This is a genomic window from Pseudomonas sp. GL_139_B (assembly GCF_057834475.1).
The window spans coordinates 3734707-3747841 of sequence record NZ_CM174403.1 but is presented as its reverse complement, the minus strand read 5'-3'; the positions used below and the strand labels follow the sequence as shown (position 1 = coordinate 3747841).

The 13135-nt window shown below is 59.5% G+C and carries 14 protein-coding genes; 10 read left to right on the top strand and 4 right to left on the bottom strand.

Annotated features, from left to right (window positions below; all coding sequences use genetic code 11):
- Position 1 precedes the first annotated feature (1 nt).
- From AC3ISI_RS16985 to AC3ISI_RS16940, 10 genes are read left to right on the top strand one after another with little or no spacing between them, the layout of a single operon-like run.
- Positions 2–547, top strand: a complete 546-nt coding sequence (locus AC3ISI_RS16985) for a PilN domain-containing protein (protein WP_489332974.1) — start codon at positions 2–4, stop codon at positions 545–547.
- Positions 534–1082 carry a pilus assembly protein PilO gene (locus tag AC3ISI_RS16980; protein ID WP_489332973.1) on the top strand — a complete coding sequence of 183 codons (549 nt, stop codon included), beginning with the start codon at positions 534–536 and terminating at the stop codon, positions 1080–1082. Before AC3ISI_RS16985 ends, AC3ISI_RS16980 begins: the two co-directional genes overlap by 14 nt.
- Positions 1082–1597 carry a hypothetical protein gene (locus AC3ISI_RS16975; RefSeq protein WP_489332972.1) on the top strand — a complete coding sequence of 172 codons (516 nt, stop codon included), beginning with the start codon at positions 1082–1084 and terminating at the stop codon, positions 1595–1597. The genes AC3ISI_RS16980 and AC3ISI_RS16975 overlap by 1 nt, the downstream gene beginning before the upstream one ends.
- On the top strand, positions 1594–3540 hold the full coding sequence (locus AC3ISI_RS16970; RefSeq protein WP_489332971.1) for a secretin N-terminal domain-containing protein: 1947 nt from the start codon (positions 1594–1596) through the stop codon (positions 3538–3540). Before AC3ISI_RS16975 ends, AC3ISI_RS16970 begins: the two co-directional genes overlap by 4 nt.
- A 2-nt stretch (positions 3541–3542) precedes the next feature.
- A complete protein-coding gene (locus tag AC3ISI_RS16965) occupies positions 3543–4016 on the top strand; it encodes a type II secretion system protein (RefSeq protein ID WP_489332970.1) in 474 nt (157 codons plus the stop codon).
- 4 nt (positions 4017–4020) lie between these two features.
- Positions 4021–4395, top strand: coding sequence for a type II secretion system protein (locus tag AC3ISI_RS16960; protein ID WP_489332969.1), 375 nt, complete (start codon positions 4021–4023; stop codon positions 4393–4395).
- On the top strand, positions 4370–4906 hold the full coding sequence (locus AC3ISI_RS16955) for a type II secretion system protein (protein WP_489332968.1): 537 nt from the start codon (positions 4370–4372) through the stop codon (positions 4904–4906). The genes AC3ISI_RS16960 and AC3ISI_RS16955 overlap by 26 nt, the downstream gene beginning before the upstream one ends.
- A complete protein-coding gene (gene csgE / locus AC3ISI_RS16950) occupies positions 4903–5295 on the top strand; it encodes a curli production assembly/transport protein CsgE (protein ID WP_489332967.1) in 393 nt (130 codons plus the stop codon). The genes AC3ISI_RS16955 and csgE overlap by 4 nt, the downstream gene beginning before the upstream one ends.
- The gene (locus tag AC3ISI_RS16945) at positions 5292–5711 is read left to right on the top strand and encodes a curli assembly protein CsgF (protein ID WP_489332966.1); all 420 of its coding nucleotides are present in this window, start codon (positions 5292–5294) and stop codon (positions 5709–5711) included. The genes csgE and AC3ISI_RS16945 overlap by 4 nt, the downstream gene beginning before the upstream one ends.
- Positions 5712–5742: 31 nt before the next feature.
- Entirely contained in the window at positions 5743–6612 is an 870-nt protein-coding gene (locus AC3ISI_RS16940) for a CsgG/HfaB family protein (RefSeq protein WP_489332965.1), read from the top strand.
- A 686-nt stretch (positions 6613–7298) separates the two neighbouring features.
- On the opposite strand, the gene AC3ISI_RS16935 is transcribed toward AC3ISI_RS16940, so the two are convergent.
- Genes AC3ISI_RS16935 through AC3ISI_RS16920 form a run of 4 tightly spaced genes read right to left on the bottom strand, consistent with a single transcriptional unit; the run spans position 7299 to position 13075 of the window.
- Complete coding sequence (locus tag AC3ISI_RS16935; protein WP_489332964.1) at positions 7299–8747, bottom strand: curlin; 1449 nt, start codon at positions 8745–8747, stop codon at positions 7299–7301.
- A 27-nt stretch (positions 8748–8774) separates the two neighbouring features.
- Positions 8775–9236 (bottom strand): curlin, encoded by a 462-nt coding sequence (locus AC3ISI_RS16930; RefSeq protein ID WP_489332963.1) that lies wholly within the window; start codon positions 9234–9236, stop codon positions 8775–8777.
- Between the two features lie 60 nt (positions 9237–9296).
- Positions 9297–11600 carry an Ig-like domain-containing protein gene (locus tag AC3ISI_RS16925; RefSeq protein WP_489332962.1) on the bottom strand — a complete coding sequence of 768 codons (2304 nt, stop codon included), beginning with the start codon at positions 11598–11600 and terminating at the stop codon, positions 9297–9299.
- 35 nt (positions 11601–11635) lie between these two features.
- Positions 11636–13075, bottom strand: a complete 1440-nt coding sequence (locus AC3ISI_RS16920; RefSeq protein WP_489332961.1) for a hypothetical protein — start codon at positions 13073–13075, stop codon at positions 11636–11638.
- Positions 13076–13135: the final 60 nt, after the last annotated feature.

Below are 13135 nucleotides of genomic sequence, written 5' to 3'. Positions count from 1 at the left end.
CATGCGCCCGCTGATGCTCGATTTCCAGCCGCGTCGTCGTTCCGGCCCATTGGGCTGGAGCTTGCTGGGTGGTGGCGTGGTCCTGGCGCTAACGTGTTTCTTCGTCCAGCAGCACCTCGACGAACAGGCCTCGCAACAGCAAGGCCATTTGCAGCACGCCCAGCGTGCGCTCACCGGCGATACCGGCAGCAAGGCCACACTGACCCCGGCCGAAATCCGCGAGCAGGCACAGAATCTGGCCGAAATGCGCAAAGTCTCCCAGCAACTGCGTCGGCCTTGGGAGCGCTTGTTCGCGATGCTCGAAGCCATGCCGCGGGAAAACGTCGCCTTGTTGACCCTGACCCCGGACGCGCGCAAAGGTCAGGTGCGCATCAGTGCCGAAGCGCGGGATCTGGAAGCCATGCTCGAATTCCACCAGCGCCTGGAGGCCAGTGACGAACTGTCCGACGTGTCGTTGCTCAGCCACGAAATCGTCGCCAACGTGCCGGAACACCCGGTGCTATTCAACCTGTCGGCCAACTGGGAGATCGGCGATGCGAATCCCTAGATTGATCGTCCACGAATACCTGCAAGGTCTGGGTATTCCCGGCCTGGCCGGCATGGCGCTGCTGCTTGTCGCCCTGGTTTACGGCCTGGGCGGCCTGGTGCCCGACTGGCAAGCGCTGCAACAGCTGAGCCAGCAGACCCGCGAAGCCGGCGAGTACCTGGCCAAGGTCGAAGACGGCAGTGTCGCGGCCCCGGTGATACCGCAACGCCAGCTCGACGACTTCCGCAGCAAATTGCCGTCACAGCCTCAGGCCACCGTGGCCATCGACAAGATCTACGCATTGGCCGCCCAGGAACACATCACCCTGGCCCGCGGTGAGTATTCACTGGGCATTGACCCCAAGACGCACCTGGCCCGCTACCAGATTCTGCTGCCGGTGCGCGGCAGCTATCCGCAACTGCGGCGCTTCCTTCACGCCTTGCTTGGCCAGTTACCGGCGGTGGTGGTGGAAGACGTGGAGTTCCAGCGTAAAAAGATTATCGACACCGACCTGACCGGACGGATCCGCATGACCCTTTACCTGTCGAGGTCATGATGAACAATAAGCGCGTAATGGGTTGGCTGGCGTTCTTCGGCGTGGCCGCGGGGCTGGCCTGGGGGCCTCAATATTTCCAGAAAACCGATGAGGGTGATGAGTCCGTCGCCGCCGCGACCACCGCGGCCAAAAGTAAAACCGGCGCGCTGCCTGCTGCAGTAGCCAATGGCAAACCGGTGGTGATCAAGGACCTCAGCCCGTCCGGCGATCTGTTCACCGCCCGTAGCTGGAAGGTGGCACCACCCCTGGCCAGCGTCATCGAACAACCCGTCAACCAGACCCCGGTGGTCCAAGCCCCCAGCGTACCGCCGATGCCTTTCCAGTTCATTGGCAAGCTTGATGACCATGCCGACCTGCAGGTGTTTTTGCAGAACGGAGAAAAAATATACGTCGTACGCAAAGGGGATGTAATCGACGACACCTGGCGGATCGAGCGGATTTCCGATTTGGAACTGAGCTTTGTCTACTTGCCTCTGCATTTGTCCCAGACTTTGTCTGTGGGGAGCGCGCAATGAACCGATCCCGTTTACTGTTGAGCGTCTGCATCGTTGCAGCGCTGACCGCGTGCAGTTCGGCGCAGATCGCGAACAAGGAAGGCTCGGAGCTGATCGAGTCGGGGCAGTACGAAGCCGGTCTGGCGCGTATCGAAGAAGGGTTGCGCGAAGACCCTCGCGATACCCAGCTGCACATAGCCCTCAACAGTGGGCGGGCACTGGCAGTGACAACGTTACTGTCCGAAGGCGACATGGACCGTGCGCAACGCAATTTCCCCTCTGCACGCATGGCTTACGGCCGGGTGCTGAACATTGAACCGAACAACCGTCGTGCCCAGGAAGCGCTCCACCAGCTCGACTACCTGCGCAGCATGGACGAAAAGCTCGAACTTGCCCGGGGGGATCTGCGTCGTGGCGACATCTATGGTGCCGACCGTCAGGTCAAACAGATCCTCGAACTCGACCCCAAGAATGAGGGGGCCCTGGATCTGCAAAGCAATATTCGTCTGGTGCAGAGCCGCAACGTGGTGCCGTACCCACAATTGCGCACCCGTCTTGACCGTCCGGTCACCCTGGAGTTTCGCGATGCCAACCTGAAAACCATTTTCGAAGTGCTGTCCCAGGTGGCCGGTCTGAATTTCATTTTTGACAAGGACCTGCGTCCGGACATGAAAGCCACCATCTTCGTGCGCGACGTGCGCATCGAGGACGCCGTGCAACTGCTGCTGCAACAGAATCAGCTGCACCAGAAAGTGGTGAACGAAAACACCTTGCTGATCTACCCGGACTCGCCACAGAAGCTCAAGGATTACCAAGAGCTGGTGATGCGCACGTTCTATCTGACCAGCATCGATGCGAACACCGCGCTGAACATGATCAAAACCATGCTCAAGACCCGCGACGTGTTTGTGGACGAACGCCTCAACACCTTGACCATGCGCGACTCCGAAGACGCTATCCGTATGGCGGAAAAGCTCCTGCAATCACAGGATCAGTCCAACCCGGAAGTGGTGCTGGAAGTCGAAGTGATGGAAGTGGCCCGCCAGCGCATTCTCGACCTCGGCCTGCAATGGCCCAACACCTTTGGTGTGGTCAACGGCGACGGTTCGCCAGTGACCATTCTCGATCAACTCAAAGGCATCGACTCCAGCCGGATCACCATCAATCCATCGCCTCAGGCCAAGATCAACGCTCAGGACAAGGACATCAATACCCTGGCCAGCCCGGTCATTCGTGTGAGCAACCGCGAGCAGGCGCGCATCCACATCGGTCAGCGCGTACCGATCATCAGTGCCACCTCGGTGCCATCGACTCAGGGACCGGTGATCACTGAAAGCGTCACCTACCTTGATGTCGGTCTGAAGCTGGAAGTGCAACCGATCGTGCATTTGAATAATGAAGTGGCGATCAAGATCGCCCTGGAAGTCAGTAACGCCACGCCGCTGGAACCGACCCGCCAGGGCACCATTCCGGTCCAGGTCGATACCCGTAACGCCCAGACCACCCTGCGTCTGCATGATGGCGAAACCCAGATTCTCGCCGGGCTGGTGCGTAACGACCATGGCAGCACCGGCAACAAGATTCCCGGCCTTGGCGACATTCCTGGCCTGGGACGTTTGTTCGGCAGCAACAAGGACGATGTCAGCAAATCGGAACTGGTGTTGTCGATCACGCCTCGGATTGTGCGCAACCTGCCTTACCAGAGCCCTTCAGACATGGAATTCCCGACCGGTACCGAAACCAGCATGCACGTCCAGGCGCCGGATCGGGGAATGCAAACTTCGATTGAGCCTCAGAGCAATGAACAGCAGGTGGCTGGCGTGACCACCCAAGTAAGCGTCGGCAAGCCGGTGGCTGCCACCCCCCAAGTGAGCGTCGGTCGGCCGACTGCCACCACCACTGAAGTAACTGTTGGTCGGCCGCTGGCTGCCACCAACACCCAAGTGACCATCGAGAAGCCTTGATCATGAACGCCTCGCAACGCGGTTTTACCTTGATCGAGGTTGTCGTGACGCTGGCCCTGATCGGCCTGCTGGCCGGTATGGCGGCGCCGCTGACCGAGACGGTGGTGCGCCGGGGCAAAGAGCAGGAGATGCGCACCGCGCTGTACCAGATTCGCGACGCCATCGACGCCTATAAACGTGCCTTTGACGCCGGTTATATCGAGAAAACGCTCAACAGCAGCGGTTATCCACCTAACCTTAAAGTACTGGTGGAAGGCGTGCGCGATGTGCGCAGCGCCAAAGGGGCCAAGTTCTACTTTCTGCGTCGTGTGCCTCATGACCCGCTGACCACGGTCAAGCGTGACGACGAGGGTGGCTGGGGCTTGCGCTCTTATGACAGTACGGCTCAAAACCCGCAGGAGGGTGAAGACGTCTTTGACGTTTACTCCAAGGCCCGCGGCAAGGGGCTCAATGGCATCGCCTACCGGGAGTGGTGAACTTATGCGTCGGGAAAAGGGGTTTACCCTGTTGGAACTGATGGTGGTCATGGCAATCATCGCGACGTTGATGACGATCGCCTTGCCTCGCTATTTCAACAGCCTCGAAACGTCGAAAGAAACCACGCTGCACCAGAGCCTTTCGGCCATGCGCGAAGCACTGGATCACTACTACGGCGACACCGGACGTTACCCCGATTCGCTCGATCAACTGGTTGAGCAGCGTTACCTGCGCAACGCGCCGATGGATCCGATTGCCGAGCGAAAAGACACCTGGGTGCTGGTCGCGCCACCGGATGGCGTGGCGGGCGGGGTGGCCGATATCAAAAGTGGAGCCACGGGGAGGGCGCGTGATGGCAGCCTTTATTCCGAGTGGTAAGCCAGCCGACGAGGCCGGGTTCACTTACCTGGGCGTGCTGTTTCTGATCGTGGTGATGGGCATGGGCCTGGCCAGTGCCGGCGAGTTGTGGTCAACCGCCTCGCGCCGTGATCGGGAACGTCAGTTGCTGTGGGTCGGCACCCAATACGCTCAAGCTCTTCGCAGCTATTACCGCAGTTCGCCAGGCTTGGCCCAGTACCCGAAAGAGCTGGCGGACCTGCTTCAGGACGAGCGTTTTCCATCGCCTAAACATCATCTGCGCCAGCTGTATCCGGACCCGATTGGCGGCGCAGAATGGACATTGATGCTCGGTTTCGACGGGCGTATCACCGGAATCCACAGCCCCTCCACCGAAATGCCGCTCAAGCAGATCGACTTCCCCAGCCAGTGGTCGGATTTTGCCGGTATGGCGAGCTATGCAGACTGGCAGTTCGTGGGGGAGAAGGCCTTCATCGATGGCGCGTCGGGGCCCAAGGCTCAGTCAGCAACGCCTGAGGCGTTAACGAAATGAACAGGCGCTGGTTGGCGGCTCTGCTCCTCACGTGCGTGGCGTCCTTCGCCAGTGCCGGTGAAGAGGACGAAATGCTCGGCTTCATTGTCGATGACACGATCTCGCACATCGGCCACGACTTTTACTACTCGTTCAGTGAACGCCTGCGCGCCACCAGCCCGATGGATTTCAACCTGGTGGTACGCGAACGACCTTCGGCCCGCTGGGGCAGCCTGGTGACCGTGGAATATCGGCAGAGACTGGTTTATCGGCGCTTCTTGCCGCCGAACACAGTGGACCTCCAGGACGATGCCTACCAGGCAGCCGACGCGGTTCGCGGACAGATTGCCCAGCAGAAGCTGGAAGCCTTGTTGCAAGACACTACGGACCTGGAGAGGGACGAATTATGAAAACAAAAATGTTCTTGCAGTGCACCGGCATTTTACTGCTGGGGCTTGGAAGCGCAGGCCTGACCCAGGCAACGGAGCTGGTTTACACGCCTATCAACCCCTCGTTCGGTGGCAACCCGTTGAACGGCACCTGGCTGCTCAACAACGCGCAGGCGCAAAACGACTTCGACGATCCAGACTTGAAAGACCGTACCGCGGTGGCCGGAACGTCAGCCCTGGAGCGGTTCACCAGTCAGTTGCAATCACGATTGTTGGGGCAAGTGTTGGACAACATATCCTCCGGCAACTCGGGGAGCCTTTCTACCGACGCTTTTATTGTCAACGTTGTTGACGATTCCGGTGCACTGACCATTGAAGTGACGGACCGATCGTCCGGTGAAGTGTCGGAAATCAAGGTGAACGGCCTGAACCCATGACGGGAAATTGGATGGATGGGGAATTAAGGACATGAAAAAAATAATAGCGCTAGGGCTGATGTTGGCGACATTGCAAGGTTGTGGTCTGCGCGAGCCGATGTCGGCCGAGCAGGACTCCAAAACTCCGACCCTGACACCACGGGCGTCGACCTACTACGACTTGCTGAACATGCCACGACCCAAGGGCCGGTTGATGGCGGTGGTGTACGGTTTTCGGGACCAGACCGGGCAATACAAACCGACCCCGGCCAGTTCGTTTTCGACCAGTGTGACCCAGGGCGCGGCGAGCATGCTGATGGATGCGATGCAGGCCAGCGGCTGGTTTGTGGTGCTGGAGCGCGAAGGGCTGCAGAACCTGCTGACCGAGCGCAAGATCATTCGCGCTTCGCAGAAAAAGCCCAATACACCGGTGAACATCCAGGGTGAACTGCCCCCGCTGCAAGCGGCGAACATGATGCTCGAAGGCGGGATCATTGCCTACGACACCAATGTGCGCAGTGGCGGGGAAGGGGCGCGCTATCTGGGGATCGATGTCGCCCGGGAATACCGGGTGGACCAGGTCACGGTCAATTTGCGGGCGGTGGATGTGCGCAGTGGTCAGGTGTTGGCCAACGTCATGACCAGCAAGACGATCTACTCGGTGAGCCGCAGTGCCGGGGTGTTCAAGTTTATCGAGTTCAAGAAGTTGCTGGAGGCGGAAGTCGGTTACACCACGAACGAGCCGGCCCAATTGTGCGTGTTGTCGGCTATCGAGGCGGCCGTTGGGCATTTGCTGGCGCAGGGGATTGAGCGGCAAATGTGGCAGGTAGCGGGGGATAATTCGCCTGGTAACAATGAGACGCTCGACCGTTATCTGACTCAGAACAAGGTGGTTCCTGAGGGTGGGGGTGAGGAGGAGTGAACCGAGGCGGCCTTCGGGCCGACCAATCTCCCTCAGATGTACACAGTCCACCTGTAGGAGCTGGCTTGCCAGCGAAGGCGGCCTGATAGCCGACCATACTCTCGCAGAGTGTGCATATCCATTCCTGCGGTAACGACGGCTGGCGGTTTCGCTCTTACAGCGAGTCCCTTTTGTCAAACGCCACAAAAGGAACCAAAAAGGCTCGCCCCGAGCGTCCGGCCCCTCGCTAAGGCTCGGCGTTCCTTCGCTCCGGTATCCATCCGGGGACACTGCCTTCCGGTCGGCTTCGCTTCGACCTACATGCAGCGTGTTCGACTGCGTCGAACGGCGCTACGCGCCACTCCCCGGATGAACACCTCCACTCAGCCTCCCGAAGGGGCGGGCAGATCAAGATCAAAAGCTGCAGGCGAGCTAACGCTCGGCCTGATGAGCGGTGAAGAGCGGCGGGTATACGCCGATCTATTGTAGGAGTCCGCCCAGCCTACGATGAGGCAGCGCTGTCGCGCAGAGAACATGCCGATAAATCGGCAAATAATTTATCTTTAAAATCAATGAGATAAATTTTGTTCTATAAGAGCTGGCTTGCCAGCGAAGGCGGCCTCACTGCCAACTCATTTCCAGCAGAATCAGACAAACAAAAAAACCGCGACCTTCCCCCAAAGGTCGCGGTTTTTTATGCCGCGCGATTATTGCTGTAGCACTGTTGCCTGGTTGCCATTACCGATTTGCTGCACGGTGGCCATTTGGGTCATGCCGCTTTGATCAACACTGGCAATGTTGCCGTTGCCGCCCTGGGTCACATAGGCCACGTTCATGCTGTCCGCCTGTTTGACGGTGATCGTGTTGTCGCTGCCATACAGCTGTGTGGTGTACGCCTGGTTGTCAGAGCCGGACTGGGTGAACTCGGTGCTGTTGCCAGAACCATTGCTGCTGCCTTGTGCCATGTTGGTGGTGCCGCGCTGGTCGGCGATGAGGATGTTGTCGCTGCCGTTCTGGTCGAAATACAGCTCGTTGTAGGAATCGGCCTGGGTGACCGTGGTTGTGTTGCCGGTGCCGGTCTGATGGGTTGTCATGAGTTGGCCAACGCCGTCCTGGGTGAAATTGGCGACGTTGTTTTTGCCGTTTTGATTGACGGTTGCAGTTTGAGTGCTGCCGAATTGGCCACCCGATTGCGGGCCTTTCCAGTTGCTGGCGTAGACTTTGTTTTCAGTACCGACGGAGCTGGCGTTGAGTACATGGCCATCGCCGCTTTGGTAGGTGAACTGCACGTTACCCTTGCCCTCTTGGTACAGCCCGAGGGTCGACCCGATGGACTCGTACTGGTCGGCATAGATTGCGTTGAGTCTGCCGACTTGCGTCACCGTCGCCTCGTTGCCTTGGCCGAAGCTCTGGTCGACTACGGTTTCGTTGGTATTTCCGTTCTGATGGATGGTGGCGTAGCTGACAAGCTGGGTGTCCTGCCAGACTTCGGTGCCGTTGCCATTGCCGACCTGGTCGATGGTCAGGGTGCCGCCCTCGCCGTTGCGCTGGTCGCCATAGGCATAGTTATTATTGCCATTCTGGTTGATGTCGATCTGGCCGCCAATTTGGAACACCTGTTCGGCGGTGCCGTAGTTGGTATTGCCGTGTTGGTTGATCGTCGCGTTGTTGCCGACGCCTATTTCCATTTGTTCGATGTTGGCTTTGTTTTCATTGCCTTGCTGGAAGGTCGTGGCGGTCGAGCCGTCCTGACTGTCCTGATAGACAAACGAGAAGTTGCCGTTGCCTTGCTGTTGTTGCAGTGCCTGGCTGCTACCTACGCCAATCGACTGGCTGGCATGACTGGTGTTATAGGTGCCGGTTTGTTGCTGGGTGATGGTGCTGCCGTTTTCGAACAGTTGCTCACCGTAGCCGGCGTTGTATTTGCCGTCCTGGGTCTGTTCGATGGTGCTGCTGGCGTTGTCTTGCACCGTCATCGCATCGTTGCCCGTTCCTGTTTGTTGTTGAGTGGACGTGCTGAAACTGGCGACGGTCTGTGTCACGTTGGCGATGTTGGCAGTGCCGTTCTGGTTCTGGTTGGACGTGCTGTCGTCGGCCATCGCCTGGGCACTGACCATGACCAGGATGGCGGCGGTAAGGGGTTTCAGTTTGAACATGATGGAACCTCCAAAGTGGTGCAGTGCTTAGCGATATTGTTTGACCGAGACACTCATGCCGTTTCCGGACTGGGTCACGGCGCTGGAAAGCCCCGTGCCGGCCTGGTCGATGCTGGCGTCGTTGTTATTGCCTTTCTGGGATATCTGCGCGCGGTTATGGCTGCCGGTTTGGGTGATGTCGGCGTTATTGCCGGAACCTTGCTGGTTGATCGATGCCATCAGGTCACTGCCTTGTTGCAGGATGTAGGCCTCTTGATTACTGCCCGACTGCACAATGGTGCCGAGCAACGACTGGCCGTTCTGTTGCAGCAGTGCCACGTTGGCCTGGCCGTTCTGGTCGATCAGCGCGTGCTGGCCAACCGGGGGAGTTAACTCTCCCAGGTCGCCACCGGGACCCAGGTCGTCGTTTTCCATCAAGTCATCGGCGCGCACACCCGCACTGCTGCAAAGCAGAAGCAGGCAGAGCAGGGTGGCGGTCGAAATTTTCATGGTTCAGTCCTTTGCGATGAGGCCGGCCCCACCCACCATCTTGGCGGGTGGGGCGGGGGCTCAGTTCGAGATCACCGGCACCGTGCGTACGGAGCCTTGGGACGAGCTGATGGTGGCGGTCGGGTTAACCGACGGGATCACCGTGGTGATGTTGTTCACCGTCAGCTTCCAGCGACCGGTCACCGGCACCGTGGTGGTGCCCAGGGTTTGCAGCCCGGTCGGGGTGGTCACCTTGATGGTGATGGTGTTGCCGGTGACCACCGATGAGGTGCCCGCAAAGTCCCAGGTGTAGCGGTTGTTGGAGCGAGCCGACACTGTCGCCGTGGTCACCGCGAAGGTTTCCGCAGCAGGTTTTGGCGAGACTTGCACCGTGACCGTCGCCGGCGTCGACTGGGCGCCGAAGCTGTCCCGGGCGGCATAGGTGAAGGTGGTGGTGAAGGCCGTGGTCACCGTGCCTGGTGGGGTGTAGGTGATGACGGTTCCGTCAGGGCTCAGGCTGACGGTGCCCTGATTGGCCGCCGGTGGGGTCAGGATGAAGGCGCTGAGCGGCACGTTGCCTTCCGGATCGGTGTCGTTGGCCAGCACGTTGATGGGAATCGCCACGCCCAGGGTCGTAACGGCATCGTTGACCGCAGTCGGTGGCCGGTTAGGCGCCACAGTGATGGTCACCGTCGCTGGCGTGGTCGAGGCCAGGCCTTTGGCGTCTTGAGCCTTGTAAGTGAAGGTAGTGGTCAGCGTTGTGTTCACGGTGGGTGGCGGGGTGTAGACCACCGCGGTTGTGCCGCTCAATGCCACAGTGCCTTGCCCGGCAGCCGGCGGGGTTAGCGCGGTGATGGTCAGTGGCGTGTTGCCGTCCGGGTCGTTGTCGTTGCTCAGCAAGTTAAGGGTGACCGGTACGCCGAAGCTGGTGCTGCCGGTGTCGGCGACGGCGATTGGCGCCTTGTTCTCGCCCGTGTCCGGTGCCTTGCCAACGACTATGACCGGCTCGGTGTCACTGCCGCCTGCGGCGGATTTAACCGTCACGGTGGCTGGTGGCTGGGGCAGGTCGGAGACGGTCAGGTTTTGGTCAATGCCAGACTTCGACAGACGTCCGTAGCCCTGAGCGACCATGTCCGGCACTGACACTTCGTCCGAGGAGGTGGCCTTTATCGTCAGGCTGTGTTTGCTCCAGTCGTAGCTAGCGGTCTGGATTTTCACCTGATCGGAGAGCTTGCTCGATACGGAGGTCGGGCGGGTATCGTCGTTCGGACCTTTGGCAGTTACCACGATCACCCGTGGCACGTTTCCATTGAACTGTCGCTGACCAAAGAATAAGCCGCTGCCGTTACCCGTCAGGTCAGTCAGGCATGGCGACGGGGTTGTGCCTGGCACGAGGGCAACGGTTTCGCGAAAGCACAGGGTCGAGGTGCTATCCGCCTTGGCAAAGATCTCGATCTGGGTGTTGTTTTGACCGCCTGAAGTGGTGCGGCGGTAGGTTGCGCGGTCAATGTCGACATGTTGTTGAGTGCGTTTGTCGAATACTTTCCCGGCCACCGTGAACAGAAAGGTATCGATTTTCCCGGGCGGCCCTTCAATGCGTACAAAGTTGTTGCCGGTGGGGCTGCCCGTGACTGTTTCGGGGGTGTTCGGATCACCGATAAAGGTTTCGACAGCGAGGGTGTCAGGGTTCAATTCGGTGTAGGGAGCCTTGGCACCGTGCAGGAATGGCCCGATTGCACCATTCAATGCGCCAGTGAAGTTGCCCGCTGCGCCGATGCCAACGTCTTTGGTGATGTTGATTGCTCGACGTCCCGGGGTTTTGACAGTCACTTTTTCCACGCCGTAAGGGTGGGTGATGGTGTAGTCCCCTGCGACGGGTACGTTCACACGGATGCGAATCCGCGCGAAGCTGATTTGATCACCATCGACAGGGTTACCGCCGCTAAATGCAGCCTCTATCCCGGCGACGTAAGCGTCCATGCCATAGCCTGCGACGGTAGGGATATTGGTCTCGGCGAGGAACCAGAAGGCTTCGTCCGGCCAGTTATCCGGGAACACCATTGGCTGGGTGTCGTCGAAAATGCCTGGTGTGGGCAGCAGGGTACACATGTAGGCCGGTGGTACGGTGGGAGGCACCACCCGCGAACTGGTGGCCCGGGATTGGCACAGTTCCATCGCCAGTGGCGACGGCAGAGCAGGCGGCGTTGCGGGAGGTTGCGCAGGCGGCGAAGAATCCGGGGTTTTCTCCTGATACCAGATCGGGAATTTCCCGCTGGCAAAGGTGTAGGGGCCAGGGTCTACAGCCCCGAGTTGCGCGAACGCGCTGCCCGACAGCGAGAGAGTCATTCCCAAGGCGTTGAGCGCCAGGCGTGGCCAATTGTTCATGATGCCTCCTGATGAGGATCTGGTCATGTGAGCGTTCATTGCGCGACAACCGGTGGTTTGGTGTCGCTGCCGGGCACGAGGACCACATCTTCTGTATCGGTGCCACCATTGGCTGACGTCACCGTGATCTTGGCTGGCGGAATCGGCGGTACGCCAGTTGAGAGGGTTTGCAGCGTACTCGTGCCGGCCGGGGTGCCGGGCGGGCTGCCACTCGGGGGCGGAATCGGGGTGCCAGCCAGGGTGCCGATGGCAACACCTGTGCTGGTCGTGCCAAGTGTGGCTTTGAGCGTCGGTGGCGACACTTCATCACTGCTCTTGGCCTCGATGGTCAGCTCCGAGGTTTTCAGGTTGTACTCGGCGCGGGAAATCACCACCAGGTCGGTCAGAGGAGGGTGCAGAACGGTTGGCGTACTGGTGGGGATGGCCAAGTGGTTGTCGGCGGTCAATTGCAAGGTATTTGGCAACGACGGGTTGGTCGGAGACTGTGCATACCAACTACCGGTGGAGTCGCCTTCGGTGAGGCCCAGCGCCGGACTATTGCTGTCCAGCGTCACCGTGGCTGGCGCGGGTGGGGCCAGGGCGAACACGTCCTGCTGGGCCACCACCGGATCGCCTGCTTTGCCCGTGCGCGAGTAGGTGCTGCGCTGGGTGATCATCGGCGTTGGCCGCACCACGGTCGATAATTTTCCGGATACAGCGAAGACGGACGTGCGTAAGTCCAGATTCTTTGGCCCTCCTTCAATGCGCACGAAATTGGTGTTGAAGGGGCTGCCGGTGACCGCCTCATTGAGGTTCGGATCACCGATGAACTGTTCGGCTGTGCCGGTCACCGGGTTTTTCTCGGTGTAGGGGCCGTTGACGCTACGCAGAAATGGGCCGATGTCACCTTTGAGCGCGCCGTCGTAGGTTTTCGGTGCGCCAATACCGATGTCCCGGGTCATGTTGATCGCCTTCCGGCCAGGCGTGTCGACGGTGAACACTTCGACGCCGTAAGGGTGGGTGATGATGTAGGTGCCCGCGTCAGGCACATCGACGCGAATGCGGATGCGGGCAAAGCTGATCTGGTCGCCCTCGGCGGGATCACCTCCGCTGAAAGCCGCTTCAATAGCTGAACCGTAGGACAGATTAATGCCACTAGGATCCGCGATGGCAGCGTCGGCGGTGAACCAGAACGCTTCGTCGGGGAAATTTTTCGGGAAATCCAGCGGTTGGTTATCGTCAAAAATACCGGGGGCTGGGAGCAGGGAGCACATATATGTCGGTGCGCCCGGTGTGCCAGGAACTCGAGAACTGACAGCCTTTGACAGGCACAGATCGAGGGTTCGACCATGGGTGTCTTGATACCATGCGGCGAAATTGCCGTTTTCGTGAAGATATTCTCCGGGGTCCACAGCAAACAATGCCGCTTGTGCAGCGCCTTGGGCCAGAGCGGTCACGATCAAAGCGATCGTGGTTTTTGACAGTAAAGGGTGCATGTGTATTCCCTCTATCAGAAGACCAGTCCCTTGGGAGCGAGTCAGTTGACAGGTCTTTTG

Excerpts from the sequence above, each read along its gene's own strand:
- AC3ISI_RS16970 (WP_489332971.1), top strand. The coding sequence starts at position 1,594 with ATGAACCGATCCCGTTTACTGTTGAGCGTCTGCATCGTTGCAGCGCTG.
- AC3ISI_RS16935 (WP_489332964.1), bottom strand. The coding sequence starts at position 8,747 with ATGTTCAAACTGAAACCCCTTACCGCCGCCATCCTGGTCATGGTCAGT.
- AC3ISI_RS16965 (WP_489332970.1), top strand. The coding sequence starts at position 3,543 with ATGAACGCCTCGCAACGCGGTTTTACCTTGATCGAGGTTGTCGTGACG.
- AC3ISI_RS16960 (WP_489332969.1), top strand. The coding sequence starts at position 4,021 with ATGCGTCGGGAAAAGGGGTTTACCCTGTTGGAACTGATGGTGGTCATG.
- AC3ISI_RS16930 (WP_489332963.1), bottom strand. The coding sequence starts at position 9,236 with ATGAAAATTTCGACCGCCACCCTGCTCTGCCTGCTTCTGCTTTGCAGC.
- AC3ISI_RS16985 (WP_489332974.1), top strand. The coding sequence starts at position 2 with ATGCGCCCGCTGATGCTCGATTTCCAGCCGCGTCGTCGTTCCGGCCCA.
- AC3ISI_RS16920 (WP_489332961.1), bottom strand. The coding sequence starts at position 13,075 with ATGCACCCTTTACTGTCAAAAACCACGATCGCTTTGATCGTGACCGCT.
- AC3ISI_RS16975 (WP_489332972.1), top strand. The coding sequence starts at position 1,082 with ATGAACAATAAGCGCGTAATGGGTTGGCTGGCGTTCTTCGGCGTGGCC.
- AC3ISI_RS16945 (WP_489332966.1), top strand. The coding sequence starts at position 5,292 with ATGAAAACAAAAATGTTCTTGCAGTGCACCGGCATTTTACTGCTGGGG.
- AC3ISI_RS16940 (WP_489332965.1), top strand. The coding sequence starts at position 5,743 with ATGAAAAAAATAATAGCGCTAGGGCTGATGTTGGCGACATTGCAAGGT.
- AC3ISI_RS16955 (WP_489332968.1), top strand. The coding sequence starts at position 4,370 with ATGGCAGCCTTTATTCCGAGTGGTAAGCCAGCCGACGAGGCCGGGTTC.
- AC3ISI_RS16925 (WP_489332962.1), bottom strand. The coding sequence starts at position 11,600 with ATGAACAATTGGCCACGCCTGGCGCTCAACGCCTTGGGAATGACTCTC.
- AC3ISI_RS16980 (WP_489332973.1), top strand. The coding sequence starts at position 534 with ATGCGAATCCCTAGATTGATCGTCCACGAATACCTGCAAGGTCTGGGT.
- csgE (WP_489332967.1), top strand. The coding sequence starts at position 4,903 with ATGAACAGGCGCTGGTTGGCGGCTCTGCTCCTCACGTGCGTGGCGTCC.